The following is a 22,281-nucleotide window of genomic DNA, read 5'->3' as shown; positions in this document are numbered from 1 at the left end:
GTCAGGGGCGGGGCCAGGGCCGCCCGTCGAGTCGTTCGATGTCCCGGTTGAAGCGTTCCAGGGCGGCGGCGAAATCCGCCACCTCCGCGGGCGTCCAGTCGGCGAGCACCCGCTCCAGGCCCCCGATGTTGAAGGTGCGGTCGGCGTCCAGGAGCCTCGCGCCCTCCTCGGTGATGCGGAACTTCCGCGCGATGCCGCCGTCCGGGTCGGGAATCCGCTCGACGACCCCGGACCGCACCATCGCCGCCGTCTGCCGGTTGAGCGTGGAGGCGTCCAGGCCGAAGGCGTCGCTGAGCTGGCTGATGGACATCGGCCCGTCCATGCGGATCCGGGTGAGCAGGACGTACGCGCTGCGGTCGAGGTTGCCGCCGCCGGCCCGCGAGCGCGGCGCGTGGAGCAGGGAGTGCCGCGTCAGCAGCATCGTCTCGAACTCGATCAGGTGCGTCGCCTTGTCCATCGCCCCAGCATATGCAGTCTGCATCGCTTGTGCATCATGCACATCGTGTGTACGTTACATAACTCCTGTCGTACGCGCGCCACCGACCGTACGCACGCCACCCAGGGAGAACCCCGCAGCCATGTCCGCCGCCCCCCGGCCCGCCCCCACCCCCGCCGCCCGCCCCGCCGGCGGCATCGTCGGCGTGCTCGCCCTCGCCGGCATCGTCGCCGCCCTCATGCAGACGCTCGTCGTCCCCCTCATCGGCGACCTGCCCACCCTGCTCCACACCAGCGCCTCGAACGCCTCCTGGGTGATCACCACCACCCTCCTGGCCGCCGCCGTCGCCACCCCCGTCTCCGGCCGCCTCGGCGACATGTACGGCAAGCGCCGCCTCCTGCTCGCCTCCACCGTCCCGCTCGTCGCGGGCTCCGCGATCTGCGCGCTCTCCGGCTCCGTCCTCCCGATGGTCGCCGGCCGCGCCCTCCAGGGCCTCGGCATGGGCGTCATCCCGCTCGGCATCAGCCTGCTGCGCGACGTCCTGCCGCCCGAGAAGCTCGGCTCCTCCATCGCCCTGATCAGCGCATCCATGGGCGTCGGCGGCGCCCTCGGCCTGCCGTTCTCGGCCGCCGTCGCCGAACACGCCGACTGGCGCGCGCTGTTCTGGGTCGCCGCCGGCCTCAGCGCCCTCGTCGGCGTCCTGATCGCGTTCGTCGCCCCCGCCGGCCGGGTCACCGCCTCCGCCGGCCGCTTCGACGTCCTCGGCGCCCTCGGCCTCGGCGGCGGACTCGTCGCCCTCCTCCTCGCCGTCTCCAAGGGCTCCGTCTGGGGCTGGGACAGCGCCACCACCCTCAGCCTCTTCGCCGCCGCGGCCGTCGTCCTGCTCGCCTGGGGCTTCTGGGAACTGCGCACCCGCGACCCGCTCGTCGACCTGCGCACCACCGCCCGCCCGCAGGTCCTGGTCACCAACGCCGCCTCGATCCTGGTCGGCTTCTCGATGTACGCGCAGTCGCTCGTCGTCCCGCAGCTGCTCCAGCTCCCCGAGGCCACCGGCTACGGCCTCGGCCAGTCGATGATGGCCATGGGCCTCTGGATGGCCCCCGCGGGCCTGATGATGATGGTCCTCGCCCCGCTCGGCGCGAAGCTGTCCGCCGCCCGCGGCCCCAAGGTCACCCTCTCCGTCGGCAGCCTCGTGATCGCCGCCGGCTACCTCTCCTCGCTCGTCCTCATGGGCGGCACCTGGGGCCTGCTCGTCGTCACCCTCATCTGCAGCACCGGTGTCGGACTCGCGTACGGCGCCATGCCGGCGCTCATCATGGGCGCCGTGCCGCAGCACGAGACCGCCTCCGCCAACAGCTTCAACACCCTGATGCGCTCCATCGGCAGCTCGGTGTCCGCCGCCGTCATCGGCGTCGTCCTCGCCCAGCTGACCACCGACTTCGCCGGCCACGCGCTGCCGTCCGAGAACGGCTTCCGCGTCGCCATGCTCATCGGCGGTGGTGTCGCGCTCGCCGCCGCGGCCGTCGCCGCGCTCATCCCCGTACGCCCCCCGGCCGCGCCCGCCCCGGCCCACGCCGAGCCCGTCCCGGCGGCCGCGGCCGCGGCCGAGCCCGCGGCCTGATCCCCGTACTCCTCCCCGTACTCCCGGACATCCCCAGAACGGAACCACCCCCATGAACAGCCCCCTTCCCCACCCCGCCACGGGTCCCCAGGACTTCGCCGGGCGCGCCGTCGTCGTCACCGGCGCCGGTTCCGGCATCGGCCGTGCCACCGCCCTCGCGTTCGCCCGGCGCGGTGCCCGCGTCCTCGTCGCCGACCTGAACGCCGACGCGGCCGCCGAGACCGCGGCCCTGGTCGGCGGGCTCGGCGCGGACGTCGTCGCCGTCGTCGGCGACCTGTCCGAGCAGGCCGTCGTCGACCGGGTCGTCGCCACCGCCGTCGACTCCTTCGGCGGCCTGGACGTCCTCGTGAACAACGCGGGGATCATGGACAGCATGGCGGCCGTGGCCGATGTGACCGACGCCGAGTGGGAGCGGCTGCTCCGGGTGAACCTCACGGCGCCGTTCCTGCTCACGCGCGCCGCCCTGCCGCACCTGCTCGCGACCGGGCGCGGCGCCATCGTGTTCACCGCCTCGGAGGCGTCCCTGCGCGGCTCCGCCGCGGGCGCCGCCTACACCGCCGCCAAGCACGGCGTCATCGGCCTCACCAAGTCGCTCGCCGTGACCTACCGCGACCGGGGCATCCGCACCAACGCGGTCGCCCCCGGCGGCACGATCACCAACATCCAGGTCCAGGCCGACCCCGAGGGCACGGGCCCGCGCGCCCTCGCCGGCTACATGGGCAACGTCGGCCGGCCCGCCGAGGCCGACACCCAGGCCGAGGCGATCGTGTTCCTCGCCTCCGACGCCGCGCGCAACATCAACGGCGCGGTGCTGCCCGTCGACGGGGGCTGGTCGGCGGTCTGAGGCGCCCATGGGCGCGGCACGGTCCGGGGACGGTCCGCAGGACCGTCTCAGGAGCGGCGGCGCGGCTTCCCGGAGCTTCCGGAACGGGAGCTCTTGGGGGCGCCGCCGCCCGCCTTGCGCCGACCGCCGGCACCCTGCCCCTTGCCCTGCCCCTTGCCCTGTCCCTGGCTCTTGCCCTGCGGCTTCCCGCCGCGCCCGGACCCGGAGCCGGAGCCTGACCCGGAAGCCTTCGCGGAACCCTTCGTGGCGTCCTTGCCGCCGCCCTTCGCCTGCTTCTTCTCGTCGGGCCGGCGGCCGCGCGAACTGTTCACGGTCCGCCCGCGCACGATCCCGATGAAGTCCTCCACCAGATCGGTGGTGGCGTCCTCGGGCCAGGACAGCGCCACCCGCGACTGCGGGACGTCGGTGATCGTGCGGTACGTGAGGTCCTTGCGGTGGTGCAGTCGCGCCAGCGACTGCGGCACGATCAGCAGCCCGATCCCCGCCGCCACCAGCTCGATCGCGTCGGCCGTCGTCGCCGGGCGCTCGAACGCGGGCTCGCCCGGCGGCTGCTCCCAGTCCAGGGTGTCGTCCAGCGGGTGCAGCACGACCTCCTCGACGAGGTCGTCGACGGTCACCTCGTCCGCCGCCGAGACCAGGTGGTCCTTGGGGCACACGACGACGGTCGTCTCGGCGTACAGGGGGATCGCGCTGAACACCGTACGGTCCACCGGCAGGCGCAGCAGCGCGGCGTCCGCGCCGTGCTCGCGCATCAGCCGCTCCGCGTCGGCGGCGGTCACCTGGAGCAGTTCGAGCCGCACGTCGGGCTGCCGCTGCTGCCAGACCCGTGCCCACTTGCCGGGCGTCACGCCGGGCACGTACGCCAGCCGGAAGGACGGGCCGGCGGGCTCCTCCGGAGCAGGGTGGGCGGGGGCGTGGTCCGGCGCCGCCTGAGCCGAGGACTGCTCCAGGGCCTGATCAGGGGTGTGATCCCGGTCCTGGTCCGGGGCATGATCCCGGTCCTGGTCCGAGGCCTGATGCAGGCCGGGCTCCTGGGCCGGTGCGGAAACGGGGGAGAGGGATGCGTCCGAGCCTGTCACCAGGCCAGATTACCGGCCGTGGTCGGCGGCCGCGCACCTGCCCGATAGTCTTGTGGGCATGACGCAGCACCAGAACGCCCAGACCATGAAGCCCGCCACCGCGGCGAAGAAGCTGGGCGTCTACCTCGACGCCACCCCCGCCGAGTTCCGCGAGGGCACCGTCACCCGCGGCGAACTCACCGCCCTCCAGGCCGACCCGCCGGAGTGGCTGCTGGAACTGCGCCGCAACGGCCCGCACCCCCGCCCCGTCGTGGCCGCCAAGCTGGGCATCTCCATCTCCGGCCTCGCCCGCGGCGGCGTCACGGAGGCCCTGACCACCGAGCAGATCGAGGCCCTGAAGGCCGAGAACCCGGAGTGGCTCCAGAAGGAGCGCGCCACCCAGGCCGACGTCCGCAAGGAGAACGTCCGCATCAAGGAGATGCGCGCGGAGAAGGCCGAGAAGGCGACCCGCGCCACCGACCGCGACTGACGCCCCCCTCTCGCCCTGGCGGGCGTGCGGCCGCAAATCCGGGTGCGCCCGCCTCGTACCCGGTGGTGCAATCGCCGGATGCGCAACGAGGCGGGAAGCGAACCCGGAGCGGGCACGAGGGCCGCGGCCACGCCGGCGGCCGGGACCGGGGCCGGGGCCGGGGCCGGGGCCGGTGGACGGACCCGGGCCGCGACCGAGGCAGGGACAGAGCCCGGAGCCCGGACCAGGGCTGAGGCCGAGACAGCGCCCCCGGCCGGGACCGAGGCGGACATGGCGTCCCCGGCCGGTGCCGGGGTACGGTCCGAGGCCCGCGCCACGGTACGGACCGGGCCCGCGGCCCCCGCCCCGGACGCGCCCCCGCCCACCACGGTCGACCGCGGCCGTTTCACCGAAGCCGTCACGCCCTGGGAGCGCCCCGACTGGCGCGAGGCCGCCCTGCACTGGGCCGAAGCGCAGCTGGCCCGGCACGGGCTGCGCGAGACCGGGCCCCGCGAGGCGCGCATCCGCCCCTGGTCGGTCCTGGTCCGCTTCCGCACCGGACCGGCCGACCGCGACGCCGTCTGGTTCAAGGCGAGCGCCCCGGCCGCCGCCTTCGAGGCGGCCCTCGGCGCCGCGCTCGCCGCGTGGGTGCCGGAGCATGTGATGACCCCGCTCGCGGTCGACGCCGAGCGCGGCTGGTGCCTTTTGCCCGACGGCGGCCCGCTGCTGCGCGGCGCGCTCGACCGGGGCGAGGCCGGCCGGGCCGACTGGCTGACGGCGGTCGGCCGGTACGCGCGGATGCAGCGCGCCCTCACCCCGTACACCGACCGCATGACGGCGCTCGGTGTCCCCGGCGCCCGCACCGCCGACCTGCCGGAGATCTTCGACGGCCTCGTCGAGAGCAACCCCACCCTCGCCCCCGACACCCGCCGTGCTCTGCGCGCCCGCCGGCCGCGGCTGCTCGACTGGTGCGCCGAGCTCGACACCCTCGGTGTCCCCGACTCGCTCGACCACAGCGATCTGCACGACGGCCAGGTCCTCACCCCCGCCCCCGGTCGCTTCACCTTCTTCGACTGGGGCGACGCCGCCGTCGCCCACCCCTTCGCCAGCCTCCTCGTGCCCGCCCGCGACGTGCGCGAACGGTACGGCCCCGAGGCCGTGACCGCCGTCCGTGACGCCTACCTGGAGCCGTGGACCGACCTGGGCGTCCCGCTGCCCCGCCTCCGGCGGGCCGCGACGCTCGCCGTCCGTCTCGCCGCGCTCTCGCGCGCCGTGTCGTGGTTCCGGCTCTTCCCCGGCACCCCGGCCGCGGACTGCCACGAGGCGAGCGCCTACTGGGTCGAGGCGCTGTTCGCCGAGCCCGACCTGTTCTGACCGCGCGCCAGCGAGTCACCCCGCCCTTGGTGTTCCCACCCTTGACGGCGACGAGATGCAGCAGCCGGGCGGTGTGCCGGTACGGCGCGCGGCCGGCGGTCGCGATCTCCAGGCGTTCGAGGCGGGCGTCGGGCGTAGTAGCCGGGGTCGGCTCCGCGCCCCTTTCGGCCTGCGGGTGGCCTACGGTACGGGGCCGGGCACGTGCGGTTCCTCGGCGACGCCCAGCCCGTCGGGTACGGACGCGCGCAGCGCGCGGGTGAGGGCGGCCACCGCCGGGTGTGGTCCGGCGCCGCTGCGGAAGGCGATCCGGGTCCGGCGGCGTACCGGCAGGGGGGTGAGGCACACCCCGGGCGGCGGATCCACGGCCCCCAACTGCGGTACCACGGCCACGCCTTGCCCGGCCGCGACGAACGCCAGGACGGTCGCGAACTCGTCCACCTGGTGCCGTACCCGGGGCACGAACCCGGCGGCCCGGCAGACCTGTTCGGTGACCGCCCGGCACAGTGTGTCCGGGCCCGGCATGATCCAGGGCGCGTCCCGCCACCGCGCGAGCACCGTGAGTCCGGCGCCGGCCGCGCCGTGCGCCGCGGTCGGCCCGGGCACGGGGGAGGCGACGTACATCGCCTCCTCGCACAGGGACTCCGCCGCGAGCCCCGGCTCCAGCGGCGCCGGCACCAGGTCGTAGTCGTGGATCAGCGCCACGTCCAGATCCCCGGCGCGCAGCGCGTGCGCCGCGCCCGCCGGATCGGTCTCGGAGACCATCGGCTCCAGCGCGGGGTGCCGGTCCGCGAGACGCGCGAGCGCCGCCGGGAGGATGGACCGCGTCGCGGTCGGGAAGGCGCCGATCCGCAGCGGGCCGGCGGGGCCGTGCCGGGCCTCGGCCAGCTCCGCGGCCGCCCGCTCCAGGCGTTCCAGGACCGCCTCCGCGTGCAGCACGAGGTTCTGGCCGGCGGGTGTGAGCCGTACCCCGCGTCCGGAACGTTCGAGCAGGGGCACCCCGGCCTCCCGCTCCAGGGTCGCGAGCTGCTGGGACACCGCCGAGGGGGTGAAGGACAGGGCCTCCGCCACGGCGGCGATGGTGCCGCGCAGGGCCAGTTCGCGCAGCAGGCGCAGCCGTCGTACATCGAGCATCAGCTCAGCTTACGGTTTCCATCGGAAAAGCGAACTGGACCTGAGGCTTCGGTGCCCGCCACCCTCGAAGACATGGCACACGCATACGTACAGGAGCAGGCGGATGTCCAGGCGCGGGAGTTCACCCCGCACGGCATCTACGTCCCTCTCGTCACCCCCTTCGGCATCGACGGGCGCCCCGACCTCGACGCGCTCGAAGCCCTCGCCCACTCGGTCCTCGACGCCGGCGCCGCGGGCCTCGTCGCGCTCGGCACCACCGGCGAGGTCGGCGCGCTCGACCCTGAGGAGCGCACGGCCGTCATCGACACCTGCGCCCGGGTCTGCCGCCGGCGCGGCGTCCCGCTGATCGTCGGCGCGGGCGGCGGCGCCACCGAGACGGCCGCCCGGGAACTCGCCGAACTGGGCGGTCGGCCCGAGATCAGCGCCGCCCTGGTGATCGTCCCCGCGTTCGTACGGCCCTCGCCCGAGGGCGTACTCGCCCACTTCCGCCGCCTCGCCGCCGCCAGCGCCGTACCGCTGATCGTCTACCACATCCCGTACCGCACCGGCCGGCCCCTCGACGCGGCCACCCTGCGCGCCCTCGGCACACTCCCCGGCGTCGTCGGCATCAAGCACGCCGTCGGCGGCGTCGACCAGGACACGGTCTCCCTCCTCGGCGACCTCCCCGACGGCTTCGCCGTTCTCGCCGGCGACGACACCTTCCTCTCGCCGCTCCTCGCCCTCGGCGCCGCCGGCGGCATCCTGGCCTCCGCCCATCTGGCCACCGCCCGCTTCACCGCCCTCGCCGAGGCCTGGCACGACGGCGACGTGGCCCGCGCCCGCCCCCTCGGTCACCGCCTCGCCCGCCTCTCCACCCTCCTCTTCGCCGAACCCAACCCGTCCGTCGTCAAGGCCGTCCTCCACGCCCAGGGCCGCATCCCGACCCCTGACGTGCGCCTGCCGCTGCTCCCGGCGTCGGAGGCGTCGGTCGCGGCGGCCCTGAAGGCGCTGGCCGAGCTGGAGGAATCGGCGGAGCCGGAGGAACCGGCCGGGCTGGAGGAGCCGGCCGAGCCGGAGGAGAGCGCGGAAGCGGTGGCCACCGCCGCTGTCTAGCGCTCGGACGGCTCGGACGGCTCGGGCAGCTCGGGCAGCTCGGACGACGACCGGCCGCCCGGCCCGGCGGCCTCCCGCTCCGCACCCGCGGCGGATTCCCGCCAGGGCAGCAGCAGCGGCGTCGCGATCAGCAGCGCCCCGCAGACCGCCAGCGCGGTCCGCACCCCGACGCCGGCGGCGAGGAGGCCCGATCCGGCCGTGAGCAGGGCGACGGCGGCGCGGCGGGTGACCGCCCAGGCCGAGAGGGTGCGGGCGGCGACGCGCTGCGGGGTGCGTTCGAGGCGGCGGGTGGCGAAGAGCGGGTTGAAGACGCCGATGCAGAGGATCAGGGCGAACTGCAGCACCATGACGAGCGCCATCCCCGGCACGCCGGGGCCGACCAGGGCGAGCCCGACCGGCCAGATCGTCCGCAGCGTTCCCGACACCAGCAGGACGCGGCGCGCCCCGAAGCGGGCGGCCAGCGGGCGGGCAAGGCGTGAACCGATCAGGCCGCCCGCGCACGGCAGCGCGAGGACGAGGCCGAACTGCCAGGGGCTGTAACCGAGTCGGTCGAGGAGAAGGACGGCGAGCAGCGGCTCGGTCGCCAGGATCAGGCTGTTCACCAGGACGGTGTGGAAGAACAACGGGCGCAGCACCGGGTCGCCCAGGATGTGCCGCCAGCCCTCCGCGAGATCGCCCCCGCGGGGCCGCGCCGTCGCCTCCTCGGGGCGCGCGTCTTCGCGGTGGGCGTCTTCGCGGCGCGCGTCTTCCGGGCTCACCCTTGCGGGGCGCACCCCGCCGTGCACCCCGCCGCGCACCCCGCCGCGCGCGCTCTCGCGCCGTGGCGGGGGCGGCTCCTGGCCGCCGATCGCGCGGATGCCGAGCGCCGAGAGCAGATAGCTCGCCGCGTCGGCGAGGACCGTCGCCACCGGGCCGAGGAGGCCGACCAGCAGGCCGCCCAGCGGCGGCCCGACCAGGGTCGTCGTCCACATCGTGGACTCCATCCGCCCGTTGGCGACCAGCAGGTCCTCCCGCGGCACGAGCCCCTTCAGGAACGCGCCGGACGCGGCGTCGAAGGTGATGCCGGCCGCCGCCGCGGCCACCGACACCACCAGGAGCTGGGTGAAGCCGAGCAACCCCAGCGCGTACGCCGCCGGCACGCTCAGCATCGCCGCGCACCGCAGCAGGTCCATCGTGATCATCACCGGCCGCTTGCGCCGGAACTCCACCCACGGCCCGAGCGGTACCGCGACCGCCGCGCCCACCGCGGCGCCGACCGAGGCGAGCAGGGCGACCTGCGCGGGGCCCGCGTGCAGCTCGCGGATCGCGAGCAGCGGCAGCGCGTTGAACGCGAGGGTCGAGCCGAGGGCGCTCACCCCGTACGCGGCCCACAGGCATCCGAACCGCCGCCCCAGGACCGCCACTCGTCCGCCTCCAGCCCTCGTATCGGTCGTCGCGCCGTTCGGCCGACCCGAGGAATCCAAGCGAGGGGCGGACCCCGGGTCAAACCGTGCGGCACGGGGAGCCCGTCGGATCCGGCCGGAACCATGGCATGTACACAGCGCGTCCCCGTCGATGCGCCGGGTGCGCACCGCGAGTCCGTGACGGACCGGATCACCGCGACCGCTCACCCTCCCCGTGCGTCCCCGGCCCCCGTCCCGTCCGTCCCCTCCGTCCCGTCCATCCCCTCTGTCCCGTCCGTCCCCTCTGCCCCGTCTCCGCGAGGCCCGCCACGCGCCCGCCTCGGCACGATGTGCAGCACCCCGATCAGGAGGATCCCCATGGCCACGCCCAGCCCGACCCCGCAGCCGCCCGCCCGGAGGCAGGGCGGCTGCCTTCCCGCCCTGCTGATCCTCGCCGTCCTCCTCGGCCTCGGCTACGGCGCCTCTCGGATCTTCGGCGACAGCGATGCGTCGTCCTCGTCCTCCTCGTCGTCCTCTTCCGCCGGCAACGACAAGGAAGCCTCCTGGAACGTCGGCGACTGCGGCGGCCCCGACCCCGACGACCGTCCCGACGGCTACCGCGCTGTCGACTGCGGCGACTCCGGTGCCACCTTCAAGGCGCTCGCCGTCATGGAGGCCAGCATCCTTCCCGACGCCATCCAGTGCCCGGCCGGCACCGACCTCATCATCCAGGTCAAGATCACCTTCGGCTCCAGCGGCAGCAAGAGCGGCGGCCTCCCCAGCAAGACGGTCTGCGGACGCAACCTCTCGGCCAGTCACCCGGGCGACGCGGGCGCCGGCGGCGGTCAGCTCGTGAAGGGCGACTGCATCACCGACACCGCCCAGGAGATCGCCTGCGCATCCGCCGCCGGCAGCGGCTACAAGGTGCTCGACCTCGTGAAGGACGCGAAGTCCTGCCCGTCCGGCACGACCGAGCCGATGCGGCTCACCCTCGCCATCGGACGTCCGTACGACGTGATCTGCGCGGCGAAGGTCTGACGCGGGCGGCGCGGCGGACGCCGGGAACGCCGTGGTGGTCGGGATCGGCTGAACCGGCTCCCGCTCGGCCGCGGTGCATCGCCGCTCCCCGGTCCGCCGTCGCCAGCGCCGTGTTCACGACGGCCACCGCGGCGAAGGCGACCGCCCATGCGGGGCGGTCCAGCGCGTACAGCGCGAGGGTGGCCGCGCCGAAGACCAGGGCCTTGACCGCGAGGACGGCCGGCAGGGGGACCGGGAAGCGGGCGCGGGGGGCGGCGAAGAGGCCCCAGAGGGTCGCGGCCGACGCCGGGGCCGCCACGGCGAGGAGGACGCGCAGGACGGTGGCGTCGGGGAACGCCCAGCCCCACCACGCGAGGGCGGCGAGGGCCGCGAGTTCCAGGAGGAAGGCGAGGCCCTCGTTGAGGACGTGGAGGGGAGTGGGAAGCCGCATGGCGCCATTCTGAGCCATGATCGGCCGCCCATCGAGGGGCATTCCGGGTCCGGCGTCGGAATGCCCCAACAGCCCCCGTACGTCCCTGACATGGCGTCCCGTCAGATCAACAATGGGTAACGGAAAGGGATATGGCGGGCAGAATCCTTCCCTCCGCTCCCGCCGCCCTGCGATCTTGCGTCCACCCCACACAACACAGGGCCCGTCCGGCGCCACCCGCGCCGCCACCGGGCCATCGGAGGACGCAGTGTTTTCCCACATATCGAGCCGGCTGAGAATCCCGCTCGCGGTCGCCGCCGTCGTCGGTGCCACCGTCGCCATCGCCACCCCGGCACAGGCCGACGTCCAGCCCCTGGGCGCCCAGGACAGGACCGCGGCCACCACCTCCAAGGAATCGGCGAAGACCGAGACCTTCCGGGCGGCGGCCCCTCGGACGGCCGCGGCCCAGACCGCATGGGCCGCCGGCACCCGCGCGTACCTCGTCATCACGACGCCCGGTGACACCACCGCCGTACGCTCGGCCGTCACCGCCAACGGCGGCACCGTCTTCGCCGCCTACGACGCCATCGGCGTCATCGTCGCCCACTCGACCTCCGCCTCCTTCGCCGCCACCCTGCGCGGCGTCGCCGGCGTCCAGCAGGTCGGCGCGACCCGTACCTCCGACGTGCCCGCCGACGCGTACAGCCCGGCGCTGCCCGCCAACCCCGCCCAGTCCACGACCACGCTCACCGAGTCGAACCGCTGGGACATGACGCAGATCAAGGCCGACCAGGCCTGGGCCGTCACCACCGGCTCCGCCGCCGTCAAGGTCGGCGTCCTCGACACCGGCGTCGACGACCAGCACCAGGACATCGCGCCCAACTTCGACGCCGCCGACTCCGTCTCCTGCGCCTACGGCAAGGCCGACACCCGCGCCGGCGCCTGGCGCGATGTCGACACCCACGGCACCCACGTCGCCGGCACCATCGCGGCGGCCAAGAACGGCAAGGGCGTCATCGGCGTCGCACCCGGCGTGAAGATCGCCTCCGTCCGCATCGCCGAGCCGACGAGCACCCTCTTCTTCGCCGAGAACACCGTCTGCGGCTTCATGTGGGCAGGCGACCACGGCTTCAAGGTCACCAACAACAGCTATTACACCGACCCGTGGCAGTTCAACTGCCCCGACAACATCGACCAGGCCGCCATCATCGAGGGCGTCCGCCGCGCCCAGGCCTACGCCGAGTCCAAGGGCTCCCTCCAGGTCGCCGCGGCCGGCAACTCGAACTACGACCTGGCCAACAAGACGACCGACAGCGACAGCCCCAACGACTCCACCCCGGTCACCCGCACGATCACCAACGCCTGCATCGACATCCCGACCGAACTCCCGGGCGTCGTGACCGTCTCCGCGCAGGCCAGCGGCGGCGCCAAGGCCTCGTACTCCAACTTCGGCGACGGCGTCATCGACATCGCCGCGCCCGGCGGTGACGGATCCACCGGCGTGTACTCGACGCTGCCCGGCGGCAAGTACGGCACCAAGAGCGGTACGTCGATGGCGTCCCCGCACGTGACGGGCGTCGCCGCGCTCATCGCGAGCACCAACCCGACGTACACCCCGGCGGACATCCGCAACGCGCTCGCCACCCAGGCCACCGACAAGGCCTGCCCGTCCGACAGCCGTTGCACCGGCACCACGACCAAGAACGGCTTCTTCGGCGAGGGCCAGGCCGACGCGCTGAAGGCCGTCTCGGGAACGACCCCGCCGCCCACCGGCCCGTACTTCGAGAACCTCACCGACGTCACCATCGCCGACAACAACACCGTCGAGAGCCCGATCACCGTCTCCGGCGTCACCGGCAACGCCCCGGCGACCCTCAAGGTCGGCGTCGACATCAAGCACACCTACCGCGGCGACCTCGTGCTCTCCCTCGTCGCCCCGGACGGCACCGTGTACCTGCTTGAGGACTTCCCCAACAGCGACAGCACGGACAATGTGGCCAAGACCTACACGGTCGACGCCTCCGCCGAGACGGCCAACGGCACCTGGAAGCTGCGCGTCCAGGACATCGCGTCCCAGGACACGGGCCGCATCGATGCCTGGAACCTCACCTTCTAGTTCCTTCCGGCCGCCTGCAGTGAGGGATCCCCGCCGCCGCGCGGCAGGGATCCCGGCCGCTGCCGGTAAGGTCCCTCCTCACATGCGTGATCACAAGGGGTGGGGATGACGAAGGGCGTGTCGGGCAGACCGGCGGACACCGGCATCGATACGGACACGGACACGGACACCGGTGCGGGCGCGGCTGCCGCCGATCCGGTGGCGGAGCGGGACTGCCCCGAGTGCGGCGAACGGATTCCCGTCGACCCGCGCTTCGTGGCGTGGTGCTCCGCCTGCGGCTGGAACGTGAACCCGGAGGACGCGGCGGCCGACGAACCCGAGCCCGACCGCATCGAACGCGCCCGCCGCGCCCTCGCGCACCGCTACGGCGAGCAGCTCTTCGCCGAACTCACCCGACTCGCCGACCGTTCCGAAGGTACGGACCGCGCGGACGGGCCCGGCCCGGCCTCCCCGCCCCGGCGCGGCGGAGCCGGAGCGCTGGCGACCGTCCTCGCCGCCGTCGTGCACGGGCTCACCGCGGGGCTCGCCGTCCTCGGACTGTGGCTGCTCGTCGCCCGCTGGGGCGTGGGCTTCCAGCCCGTGGTCGGCGCGTTCCTCCTCGGCCTCGCCTTCCTCCTGCGGCCCCGGTTCGGCCGTGTGGACAGGGACCGCACGGAGCTGCCGCTGCTCGAACGCGCCGACGCGCCCCGGCTCTTCGCCCTGATCGACGAGATCGCCGAGAGCGTCGGCACCCGCGGCGTCGACCTCGTGGCCCTGGACACGGAGGTGAACGCCTCCGTCAGCGCGTACGGCATCCGCCGGCGGCGTCTCCTCACCCTCGGCATGCCGCTGTGGACCACCCTCGACCCGCAGGAGCGGATCGCGCTGCTCGGCCACGAGTTCGGGCACTACGCCCACGGCGACGTCCGGCACGGGTTCTTCGTCGGCAGCGCCCTGGAGTCGCTCGCCGGCTGGCGGTACGTGCTCGCGCGGAGTGAGGACGGCGACTCCCTGTCGGACACGTTCATCAATGTGCTCACCGCACTGCCGCGCTGGGCCGTGCACGGCCTGACCGTGCTCCTCGACGGGGCGACCCTGCGCGCCACCCAGCGCGCCGAGTACCTCGCCGACAGCGCCGCCGCCCGCCTCGCGGGCCGCGACGCCGCCGTCGGGCTGATGCGACGCCTGCTCGTCTCCCGGAGCACCGACACGGCCATGCGCCGCGAGGTCATCGCCGCCCGCAGCCGCACCGGCGCCCGCGCCCGCCGCGACGAGCAGGCCGAGGGGCTCTGGGAACGGGTCGTCGCCGAGGGCCGGTCCGTGCCGGAGCACGAGTACGAGCGCCTGCGCCGCGTCGCCGAACTGCGCGGCCACTGCGTCGACGCCACCCACCCGCCCACGCACCTGCGCATCCGCGCCCTCGCCGGCGGCGAGCTGCGGGCCCCGGGCCTCGCCCTCGCGCCGGACCGGGCCGCCGCCCTCGACGCCGAGCTCGCGGGACCGGGCCGAAAGGTCGCGTCCCTGCTCCTGCGCGACACGGACGTGTGAACCGACGGCGGACGGCCGCCTCGTGCCGCCCGTCCTCCGTCACGCCTCCGCCGCCTCCGCCTCCGACGCCGCCCGCACCGCGATCGCCCGCACCGGACACGCGCGGGCGGCCTCGCGGACGAGCGGGCCGGAAATACGTTTCCCCGCGCCTGCCCCCGCTCTAGGCTCCTGCCCATGTCACAGCCTTCGCACCAGCCCCACGCCCGGCCTCACCTCCAGCCCCGGCCGACGTCCGAGTCCGTACGCCTGCACGTGCACATCACCACGCTCCCGGGCCGCGGCCGGGACCAGATCGCGGCCTACGAGCGCCTCGCCCCGCTCGTACGGGCGGAGGAAGGCTGCCTGCAGTACGACCTCCACCAGGTGGCCGGGGACGCCGACCGCTTCGTGCTGGTCGAGCACTGGGCCTCGCGGGAGGCGCTCGCGGCGCACGACGTCGCCCCGCACATGACCGAGGCTGCCGCGGGCAACTCGGCCTTCCGGGCCGGCCCCGCCCAGGTCATCGAGATCGCCGCCGACCCGGTGGCCTGATCAGGTGCCGGAACCCCACGCAGCCGTCACGGTCCTCTTCCCCGCCGACCCGCTGCGCCCCCACCGCCCCGACCCCCACTACGCGACGGAGGCGCGGTGCGTCGCGGGCCTCGGCGGGGCGTTCGCGGTCGTCGACCACGACGCCCTGACGGCCGGAGACCTCCGGGAGGCGGTACGGCGGGTGCCGGCCGCCCGCGGTCCGCTCTGGTACCGCGGCTGGATGCTGACCCCGACGGCGTACGCGGCGCTGGAGACCGCCCTCGCCGCCCTCGGGCGCAGCCTGCTCACCCCGTCCGCCGCCTACGCCCGCGCCCATGAACTCCCGGGCTGGTACGCGTACTTCGCCGGGCACACGCCGCCCAGCGCATGGCTCCCCGGTACGGGCATGCCGGGCGACGCCCGACTCGCCGCGGCGGCCGCGCGGCTCGGCGGGGCCGGCCCCGCCGTCGTCAAGGACTACGTGAAGTCGCGCAAGCACGAGTGGGCCGAGGCCTGTCATGTGCCGGACCTCGCCGACCAGGCCGGACTGCGCCGGGTGGTCCGGCGCTTCGTCGAGCTGCAGGGCGAATTCCTGGCAGGCGGCGTGGTGTTGCGGCGCTTCGAGGAGTTCGTACGGGGCGCGGACGGGCGCGCCGAGGAGGCGCGGGTCTGGTGGCTGGACGGCGAGCCGGTCCTCGTCGGCCCGCACCCCGACACCCCCGACGTCCGACCGGACCCGGACCTCACCGCCGTGCGCCCCCTGGTCCGCGCCCTCGGCTGCCGTTTCGTCACCACCGACCTGGCGCGGGCGACCGGGGACAGGGACGGGGACGGCGTCGGCGCCGGTGACCGTGGCGGCGTGTGGCGGGTGGTGGAGGTCGGCGACGGGCAGGTCAGCGACCTGCCGAGCGGAGCCGACGGGTACGCGTCCGGGCTGTACGCGGCGCTGCTGGCGGCACGGACCCCGGGGGAGGGGCTGCCGGAGTGACCGGGGTTCAGGTCGGCCGGCGCTCCGCCGTGCCGAGGATGTGCGTGGCGGCGGGGGAGGGGAACCGGGACTCCGGGAACGGGAAGGTGTCGAGCGAGGTGATCACGAACCCCGCCGCCTCGATGGCCGCGCGGCTGTCGCGCCCGGTGTGGCAGCCGCCCACGAGGAGCGGCCAGACCGTGGCGTCGAGCACGCGCTGCACGCGGCGCATCCCCGGGGTCTCGGCGCGCACGTGCTCGAAGAAGCGCAGCTGCCCGCCGGGCTTCAGTACGCGGTGGAGTTCGGCGAGCGCGGCGTGCGGGTTCGTCACCGAGCACAGCGTCAGACAGACCACGGCCGCGTCGTATGAGGCGTCCGCCACCCCGGTCAGGTCCTCCGCGATCCCGGCGGTCACCTCGACCGGCACCGGGGCCGTGCGGGCGGCCTCCTCGGCCAGGGCGCGCAGCCGCGGCTCCGGCTCGACGGCGAGGACCCGGTGCACCCCGGACGGGTAGTGGGCGAAGTTCAGTCCGTTGCCGGCGCCGATCTCGACGACCTCGCCGGTGAGCCCGGCGAGGAGCCGGCGACGGTGCTCGACGACCCCGGCCTTGTCGAGTGCGGGGCCGGCGACCCCGGCGTAGAAACGGGCGAACAACGGGTGGGGACGGTCGGGCGCTCGGCTCGGTCCTGACATGGTCACCCTCCTCTGCCGTCACCCCACGATAGTCCCGGAAGGCGCGTCGCTACCGGTCCGTGTGCCAGGGCGCGTCGGGCCGTGTCGTCCGCGCTCCCGCCGAGAGGCGCAGCGCGTAGACGGGCCGCTCCTGGTGGGGGAGCGGGCCGAGGTAGTCGTGCCCGGTCATGTGACACCAGGCGGGCAGGTCGAGCGGGGCGGCGGGATCGGTCGCGACCACGTGCACGACGGTGCCGGGCGCGGCACCGTCGATCGCCGTGCGGAGACGGAGCAGCAGGGCGACGCAGAGCAGCCCGGTGCCGTCGACGGTGATGCCGGGGGCGCCCTCCGCCGTTCCCTTCGTCTGCGTGTCCCCCTCGCCCGTCACACCGCTTCCCCCGCCTCGACGGGCAGGTCGGCCAGGCGCCATTCGAGCATGCCGTCGTTGAGCCGGATGGCCCGCCGGCCGCGGTCGGTGAGGAGCCGGACGGCGTCGTAGGCGAGGACGCAGTACTCGCCGCGGCAGTACACGACGATCTCCACGTCCTCGGGCAGTTCGTCGATGCGCCCGGTGAGCTCGTCGACGGGGAGGGAGAGCGCGCCCGGGATGTGCCCGGCGCGGTACTCCTCGGCCGGGCGCACGTCGAGCACCACCACGTCGCCGGCCGCGACCCGCGCCCGCAGCTCCTCCCTGTCCAGTTCCTCCGCCCCGCCCTCACCCAGATAGGCGTCGCGCGCCGGGGGCACCGTGGCCTGGTGGGTCTCGGCGACCTTGCGCAGCAGGGCGAACAGCTGGGCGACGTCGTCCCCCGCGAGCCGGTAGTGGATGCGCACGCCCTCGCGGCGGGTCGTGACGAAGCCCGCCTGCTTGAGGGTCTGCAGATGCGCCGAGGCGGTCGTCAGGTTCAGCCCGGACGCCTTCGCGAGCGCGTCCACGGTGCGTTCGCCCTGGGCGAGGAGATCGAGCAGCTCCAGACGCTTTCCGCTGGCCAGCGCCTTGCCGCTGGCCGCGAACGCGTCGTAGAGCCGCGCCTTCGAGCCGGTGGGGGTGGTCTCCGTCATGACATCCTCCATGAATCCATGGAATATTGTAGATGAGGGCGGAGGCGCCCGGCCATCTCAACCTCAGCCTCAACCTCGCCCTGCCATCGCCGCTCCCCGGAGGACCGTCATGGGCTTCGCCGACGACCACCTGATCCCGCTGGTCGACACCGGTCTGGGCAACAGCGCCTACCTCGTCGACCTCGGCGACGGCCGCGCCCTCGCCGTCGACGCCGGCCGTGACCTGCGCGCCCTGTACGGCACCGCCCGGCGGCGCGGGCTCACCGTCACGTACGCGGCGGACACCCACCTGCACGCCGACTTCCTCTCCGGCGCCGTCCAGCTCGGCCACGACAGCGGCGCCACCGTGCTCGCCTCCGCCGCCGGCCACCGCGCGTTCCCCCACCAGGGCCTCGCCGACGGCGACGAGGTCGACCTCGGCGGACTGACCCTGCGCGCGCTCGCGACCCCCGGGCACACCGACGAGCACCTGTCCTTCCTCCTCCTCGACGGCACCCGCACCCTCGGCGTCTTCACCGGCGGATCACTCCTCGTGAACTCCGCCGCCCGCACCGACCTCCTCGGCCCCGACCGCACCGACGCGCTCGCCCGCGCCCAGTACCGGTCCCTCCAGCGTCTCGCGGCCCTTCCCGACTCCACCGCGGTCTGGCCCACCCACGGCGCCGGATCCTTCTGCTCCGCCCCGCCCGGCGCCGAACGCACCACCACCATCGGCGCCCAGAAGCACGCGAACCCGCTGCTCGCCGCGCCCGACGAGGACGCCTTCGTACGCCTGCTCACCGCGAGCCTCGGCAGCTACCCCGCGTACTTCGACCGCCTCGCCGCACACAACCGGCGCGGCCCCGCCGTTCTCACCGCCGACCCCGTGCTCCCCGCCCTCGGCGCCCGCCGGGTCCGCGAACTCCTCGCCGCCGGCGGCGGGATCGTCGACGTGCGGCCCGCCGCCGCGTACGCCGCCGGGCACATCCCCGGCGCGCTGTCCGTACCGCTGCGCGACCAGTTCGCCACCTGGCTCGGCTGGCTGCTGCCCGACGACGTCCCGCTCGCCTTCGTCCTCGACGCCGGCCAGGACCCCGACGAGATCGTCCGGCAGGCGTACAAGATCGGTTACGAGCGCCTGGCCGGCCGGCTCCGGGGCGGCATGGCCGCCTGGCTGGCCGACGGCAACGTGCAGACCCGCACCCCCTTCGTCACCGCCGACCGGGCCGGCGACCGCCCCTACCTCGATGTGCGTCAGACGGCGGAGTTCACCGCCGGGCACGTCCCCGCCGCCGGACACCTCGAACTCGGCGAACTCGCCGCCCGCGCCGCCGACGTCCCCGCCGACGCCCTGGTCGCCTGCGGCCACGGCGAGCGCGCCATGACCGCCGCCAGCCTCCTGGAGCGCGCCGGCCGCACCGACGTCGCCGTCCTCGACGGCGGACACCACCAGTACGCCGCCGCCCACGGGCAGCGCCTCGTCCAAGGCCCGGAGGCACCCCGCCCGTGAACCCCGTGACACCCCCGACCCCCGAGGTGCCCGCCCCGATGCCCGCAGCCCGGCCCTCCACCAACCCTCAGGCGTCGAAGGACCCCGTGCGCCTCGGCCTCCGTGAGAACTGGCCGCAGTTCACCCTGCTCGTCATCGTCAACATCGCCGTCGGCGGACTCGTCGGCCTGGAGCGCACCACCGTGCCGCTCATCGGCAGCCAGGTCTTCGGCCTGACCAGCGACCTGGCCGTCTTCTCCTTCATCATCGCCTTCGGCGTCACCAAGGCCCTCACCAACCTCGCCGCCGGCGCGCTCACCGCCCGCTTCCGCCGCCGGCAACTCCTGCTCGCCGGCTGGGTGATCGGCGTGCCCGTGCCGTTCGCGCTCGCGTGGGCGCCGTCCTGGGGCTGGATCGTCGCCGCGAACGTGCTGCTCGGCCTGAGCCAGGGACTCACCTGGTCGATGACCGTCAACATGAAGATCGACCTGGTCGGACCGGCCCGCCGGGGCCTGGCCACCGGCCTCAACGAGGCCGCCGGATACACCGCCGTCGGCGTCACCGCCCTACTCACCGGCTATCTCGCCACCAGCTACGGACTGCGTCCCGTCCCCGAGCTCATCGGCGTCGTCTTCGTGGCCGCCGGCCTCGGACTCTCCCTCGTCGTCCGGGACACCGCGGCGCATGTCGCGCTCGAACTCTCCCGGCACGCCGCGCCGCTCCCCGCCCGGGAGCAGACCGGACTCGCCGCCGTCTTCGCCCGCACCTCCTGGCGCGACCGCTCCCTGCGCGGAGCCAGCCAGGCCGGCCTGGTCAACAACCTCAATGACGGCCTGACCTGGGGCGTCTTCCCGCTCCTCTTCACCGACCACGGACTCGGTATCGCCGCCGTCGGCCTCATCAAGGGCCTCTACCCGATCCTCTGGGGCCTCGGCCAGATACCCACCGGCCATCTCGCCGACCGCGTCGGCCGCAAGCCCCTCATCGTCACCGGCATGCTCGTCCAGGCCGGCGGCTTCGTCCTCGCGCTCGCCCTCCTCGACCGGCCGCTGCTCGCCGGCCTCCTGTCCGCCGTCGCCCTCGGCATCGGCACCGCCCTCGTCTACCCGGCCCTCATCGCCTCGGTCTCCGACCACGCCCACCCCGCCTGGCGGGCCAACGCACTGGGCACCTACCGCTTCTGGCGTGACATCGGCTACGCCGTCGGCGCCCTGCTCGCCGGACTCCTCGCCGACACCCTCGGCCTGAACGCCACGGTCATCGCCGCCGCCGTCCTCACCGCCGGCTCGGGCCTGCTCGCCGCCCGCTGGATCACCGAGCGGCGCACGGAGCCGCCGCTCACCGCGTAGGTTCACGGCATGAACTCCTCCGCCTCCTCGGGCTCTCCCGACTCCTCCGACTCCTCCGACTGGCGCGCGGACCGCATCGGAGCGGCACTGCGCGGCGAGAACCCGACGGTCGTACGGCGGCTCGACGCGGGCTTCGCCGTGATCGGCGACGTCCAGTTCCTGCCGGGCTACTCGGTCCTGCTCGTGGACGACCCGGAGGTGCAGCGCCTCTCCGACCTGCCGCGGCCGAAGCGGCTGGCCTTCCTGTCCGACCTGGACCGGCTGGCCGAGGCCGTCGAGCGCGCCTGCCGCCGCCTCGACCCCGCCTTCCGACGGGTCAACCTGGAGATCCTCGGCAACCGCGACCCCTTCCTGCACGCCCATGTCTGGCCGCGCTACGCGTGGGAGCCCGCCGAGCTCGTCCACGTACCCGTGTGGCTCTATCCGCGCGACCACTGGACCGGCGAACGGCATCGGCTCGGCCCCGCGCACGACCGGCTGAGGGAGGAGACAGGGCGCGAGCTCGACCGGTCCGCGGCGCCCGGGTGACGGGGGAGGACTGTCCGACATCCGGGACAAGTCCCCTGCCTGGCAAGGGTGTTGACGGTTGGTCTGGACCAATCTACGGTCGTGGGGACCGTACGTCATGCTCATGCCCTTCCCCCACATCCTCAGGGAGCACGCATGTCAGGCCACCGGATCGCCCATGCCCTCGGAGCGGGCCTCGCCACCCTGCTCGCCGCCATCACCGCGCTCGCGGCCCCGGCCGCGGCCGAGAGCGCCGCACCCATCAGGACCACCATCACCGCCACCGCCGCCGAGACCTGCGCGCTCAAGCCGAAGCCCGCCGGAAAGGTGCTCCAGGGCTACTGGGAGAACTGGGACGGCGCCGCCAACGGCGTCCACCCGCCCTTCGGCTGGGCGCCCATCGACGACCCCCGCTTCGCCGCCCACGGTTACAACGTCATCAACGCCGCCTTCCCGGTGATCCGTTCGGACGGCACCGTCCTGTGGGAGGACGGCATGGACAGCACCGTCCGTGTCCCCACGCCCGCCGAGATGTGCCGCGCGAAGGCCGCCGGAGCGACCGTCCTCATGTCGATCGGCGGCGCCGCCGCGGGCATCGACCTCAGCTCGCGCGCCGTCGCCGACCGCTTCATCGCGACCATCGTGCCGATCCTGAAGGCGAACAACTTCGACGGCATCGACATCGACATCGAGACCGGTCTCGTCGGCAGCGGCAGCATCGGAACCCTCTCCGCCTCCCAGGCCAACCTGATCCACATCATCGACGGCGTCCTCTCCCAGATGCCCGCCGGCTTCGGTCTGACCATGGCCCCGGAGACGGCGTACGTGACCGGCGGCAGCATCGTCTACGGCTCGATCTGGGGCGCGTACCTCCCGATCGTGAAGAAGTACGCCGACAACGGGCGCCTGTGGTGGCTCAACATGCAGTACTACAACGGCAGCATGTACGGCTGCTCCGGCGACTCCTACTCCGCCGGCACCGTCGCCGGCTTCGTCGCCCAGACCGACTGCCTCGACCGCGGCCTGGTGATCCAGGGCACCACGATCCGTGTGCCGTACGACAAGCAGGTCCCCGGCCTCCCGGCCCAGCCCGGCGCGGGCGGCGGTTACCTGTCCCCGAGCCTGGTCGCCCAGGCCTGGAACCACTACACCGGCAGGCTGAAGGGCCTGATGACCTGGTCCGCCAACTGGGACGGTTCGAAGAACTGGACCTTCGGCGACAACGTCAAGTCCCTGCAGTCCCGCTGA

The 22,281-nt window shown here is 74.3% G+C and carries 22 protein-coding genes; 14 read left to right on the top strand and 8 right to left on the bottom strand.

Annotated features, from left to right (window positions below; all coding sequences use genetic code 11):
• Position 1 precedes the first annotated feature (1 nt).
• On the bottom strand, positions 2 to 457 hold the full coding sequence (locus AB0C73_RS23015; protein WP_362533115.1) for a MarR family transcriptional regulator: 456 nt from the start codon (positions 455 to 457) through the stop codon (positions 2 to 4).
• A 121-nt stretch (positions 458 to 578) separates the two neighbouring features.
• Between AB0C73_RS23015 and AB0C73_RS23010 the strand changes: the two genes are divergently transcribed.
• On the top strand, positions 579 to 2,057 hold the full coding sequence (locus AB0C73_RS23010; protein ID WP_362533113.1) for an MFS transporter: 1,479 nt from the start codon (positions 579 to 581) through the stop codon (positions 2,055 to 2,057).
• Positions 2,058 to 2,109: 52 nt separating this feature from the next.
• Positions 2,110 to 2,901, top strand: coding sequence for an SDR family NAD(P)-dependent oxidoreductase (locus AB0C73_RS23005; protein WP_362533110.1), 792 nt, complete (start codon positions 2,110 to 2,112; stop codon positions 2,899 to 2,901).
• A 47-nt stretch (positions 2,902 to 2,948) separates the two neighbouring features.
• On the opposite strand, the gene AB0C73_RS23000 is transcribed toward AB0C73_RS23005, so the two are convergent.
• The gene (locus AB0C73_RS23000) at positions 2,949 to 3,767 is read right to left on the bottom strand and encodes a LysR family transcriptional regulator substrate-binding protein (protein ID WP_362533306.1); all 819 of its coding nucleotides are present in this window, start codon (positions 3,765 to 3,767) and stop codon (positions 2,949 to 2,951) included.
• A gap of 271 nt (positions 3,768 to 4,038) precedes the next feature.
• Between AB0C73_RS23000 and AB0C73_RS22995 the strand changes: the two genes are divergently transcribed.
• Entirely contained in the window at positions 4,039 to 4,449 is a 411-nt protein-coding gene (locus AB0C73_RS22995) for a DUF5997 family protein (protein ID WP_362533108.1), read from the top strand.
• A gap of 270 nt (positions 4,450 to 4,719) precedes the next feature.
• Positions 4,720 to 5,802: an aminoglycoside phosphotransferase family protein gene (locus AB0C73_RS22990; protein WP_362533106.1), complete on the top strand. Its 1,083-nt coding sequence runs from the start codon at positions 4,720 to 4,722 to the stop codon at positions 5,800 to 5,802.
• Positions 5,803 to 5,982: 180 nt separating this feature from the next.
• Here AB0C73_RS22990 and AB0C73_RS22985 read toward each other — a convergent pair whose 3' ends face one another.
• Positions 5,983 to 6,933 carry a LysR family transcriptional regulator gene (locus AB0C73_RS22985; RefSeq protein ID WP_362533104.1) on the bottom strand — a complete coding sequence of 317 codons (951 nt, stop codon included), beginning with the start codon at positions 6,931 to 6,933 and terminating at the stop codon, positions 5,983 to 5,985.
• A gap of 72 nt (positions 6,934 to 7,005) precedes the next feature.
• On the opposite strand from AB0C73_RS22985, the gene AB0C73_RS22980 reads away from it, so the two are divergent.
• Entirely contained in the window at positions 7,006 to 8,025 is a 1,020-nt protein-coding gene (locus AB0C73_RS22980) for a 4-hydroxy-tetrahydrodipicolinate synthase (RefSeq protein WP_362533102.1), read from the top strand.
• Here AB0C73_RS22980 and AB0C73_RS22975 read toward each other — a convergent pair.
• Positions 8,022 to 9,428, bottom strand: coding sequence for an MFS transporter (locus tag AB0C73_RS22975; RefSeq protein WP_362533099.1), 1,407 nt, complete (start codon positions 9,426 to 9,428; stop codon positions 8,022 to 8,024). The two genes, AB0C73_RS22980 and AB0C73_RS22975, sit on opposite strands and share 4 nt — an antisense overlap.
• A 357-nt stretch (positions 9,429 to 9,785) precedes the next feature.
• Here AB0C73_RS22975 and AB0C73_RS22970 point away from each other — a divergent pair, with 357 nt between their 5' ends.
• Positions 9,786 to 10,445: a hypothetical protein gene (locus AB0C73_RS22970; RefSeq protein WP_362533097.1), complete on the top strand. Its 660-nt coding sequence runs from the start codon at positions 9,786 to 9,788 to the stop codon at positions 10,443 to 10,445.
• On the opposite strand, the gene AB0C73_RS22965 is transcribed toward AB0C73_RS22970, so the two are convergent.
• On the bottom strand, positions 10,393 to 10,875 hold the full coding sequence (locus AB0C73_RS22965) for a YrdB family protein (protein ID WP_362533094.1): 483 nt from the start codon (positions 10,873 to 10,875) through the stop codon (positions 10,393 to 10,395). The two genes, AB0C73_RS22970 and AB0C73_RS22965, sit on opposite strands and share 53 nt — an antisense overlap.
• A gap of 247 nt (positions 10,876 to 11,122) precedes the next feature.
• On the opposite strand from AB0C73_RS22965, the gene AB0C73_RS22960 reads away from it, so the two are divergent.
• From AB0C73_RS22960 to AB0C73_RS22945, 4 genes are all read left to right on the top strand, one after another.
• The gene (locus AB0C73_RS22960) at positions 11,123 to 12,970 is read left to right on the top strand and encodes a S8 family serine peptidase (RefSeq protein ID WP_362533091.1); all 1,848 of its coding nucleotides are present in this window, start codon (positions 11,123 to 11,125) and stop codon (positions 12,968 to 12,970) included.
• Between the two features lie 105 nt (positions 12,971 to 13,075).
• Complete coding sequence (locus tag AB0C73_RS22955) at positions 13,076 to 14,497, top strand: M48 family metalloprotease (RefSeq protein ID WP_362533088.1); 1,422 nt, start codon at positions 13,076 to 13,078, stop codon at positions 14,495 to 14,497.
• Positions 14,498 to 14,671: 174 nt separating this feature from the next.
• Positions 14,672 to 15,028 (top strand): putative quinol monooxygenase, encoded by a 357-nt coding sequence (locus tag AB0C73_RS22950; protein ID WP_362533086.1) that lies wholly within the window; start codon positions 14,672 to 14,674, stop codon positions 15,026 to 15,028.
• A 4-nt stretch (positions 15,029 to 15,032) separates the two neighbouring features.
• Entirely contained in the window at positions 15,033 to 15,995 is a 963-nt protein-coding gene (locus AB0C73_RS22945) for an ATP-grasp domain-containing protein (protein ID WP_362533084.1), read from the top strand.
• 7 nt (positions 15,996 to 16,002) lie between these two features.
• On the opposite strand, the gene AB0C73_RS22940 is transcribed toward AB0C73_RS22945, so the two are convergent.
• Genes AB0C73_RS22940 through AB0C73_RS22930 form a run of 3 tightly spaced genes read right to left on the bottom strand, consistent with a single transcriptional unit; the run spans position 16,003 to position 17,709 of the window.
• Complete coding sequence (locus tag AB0C73_RS22940) at positions 16,003 to 16,668, bottom strand: class I SAM-dependent methyltransferase (RefSeq protein ID WP_362533081.1); 666 nt, start codon at positions 16,666 to 16,668, stop codon at positions 16,003 to 16,005.
• Between the two features lie 49 nt (positions 16,669 to 16,717).
• Positions 16,718 to 17,035 (bottom strand): sulfurtransferase TusA family protein, encoded by a 318-nt coding sequence (locus AB0C73_RS22935; RefSeq protein WP_362533078.1) that lies wholly within the window; start codon positions 17,033 to 17,035, stop codon positions 16,718 to 16,720.
• Positions 17,032 to 17,709 (bottom strand): metalloregulator ArsR/SmtB family transcription factor, encoded by a 678-nt coding sequence (locus tag AB0C73_RS22930; protein ID WP_362533076.1) that lies wholly within the window; start codon positions 17,707 to 17,709, stop codon positions 17,032 to 17,034. The genes AB0C73_RS22935 and AB0C73_RS22930 overlap by 4 nt, the downstream gene beginning before the upstream one ends.
• Positions 17,710 to 17,818: 109 nt before the next feature.
• Between AB0C73_RS22930 and AB0C73_RS22925 the strand changes: the two genes are divergently transcribed.
• The 4 genes from AB0C73_RS22925 to AB0C73_RS22910 all read left to right on the top strand — a co-directional run bounded on the left by AB0C73_RS22925 (position 17,819) and on the right by AB0C73_RS22910 (position 22,281).
• Complete coding sequence (locus tag AB0C73_RS22925) at positions 17,819 to 19,198, top strand: MBL fold metallo-hydrolase (RefSeq protein ID WP_362533073.1); 1,380 nt, start codon at positions 17,819 to 17,821, stop codon at positions 19,196 to 19,198.
• A 38-nt stretch (positions 19,199 to 19,236) separates the two neighbouring features.
• The gene (locus tag AB0C73_RS22920) at positions 19,237 to 20,526 is read left to right on the top strand and encodes an MFS transporter (RefSeq protein WP_362533070.1); all 1,290 of its coding nucleotides are present in this window, start codon (positions 19,237 to 19,239) and stop codon (positions 20,524 to 20,526) included.
• A 9-nt stretch (positions 20,527 to 20,535) separates the two neighbouring features.
• The gene (locus AB0C73_RS22915) at positions 20,536 to 21,054 is read left to right on the top strand and encodes a diadenosine tetraphosphate hydrolase (protein WP_362533067.1); all 519 of its coding nucleotides are present in this window, start codon (positions 20,536 to 20,538) and stop codon (positions 21,052 to 21,054) included.
• Positions 21,055 to 21,189: 135 nt separating this feature from the next.
• Positions 21,190 to 22,281 carry a chitinase gene (locus AB0C73_RS22910; RefSeq protein WP_362533065.1) on the top strand — a complete coding sequence of 364 codons (1,092 nt, stop codon included), beginning with the start codon at positions 21,190 to 21,192 and terminating at the stop codon, positions 22,279 to 22,281.

The sequence above is a fragment of the Streptomyces sp. NPDC048623 genome, assembly GCF_040650755.1.
In the GTDB taxonomy this organism is placed as follows: Bacteria; Actinomycetota; Actinomycetes; order Streptomycetales; family Streptomycetaceae; genus Streptomyces.
The sequence above is the reverse complement of the archived record's forward strand: the minus strand, read 5'-3'. Positions and strand labels throughout refer to the sequence as shown.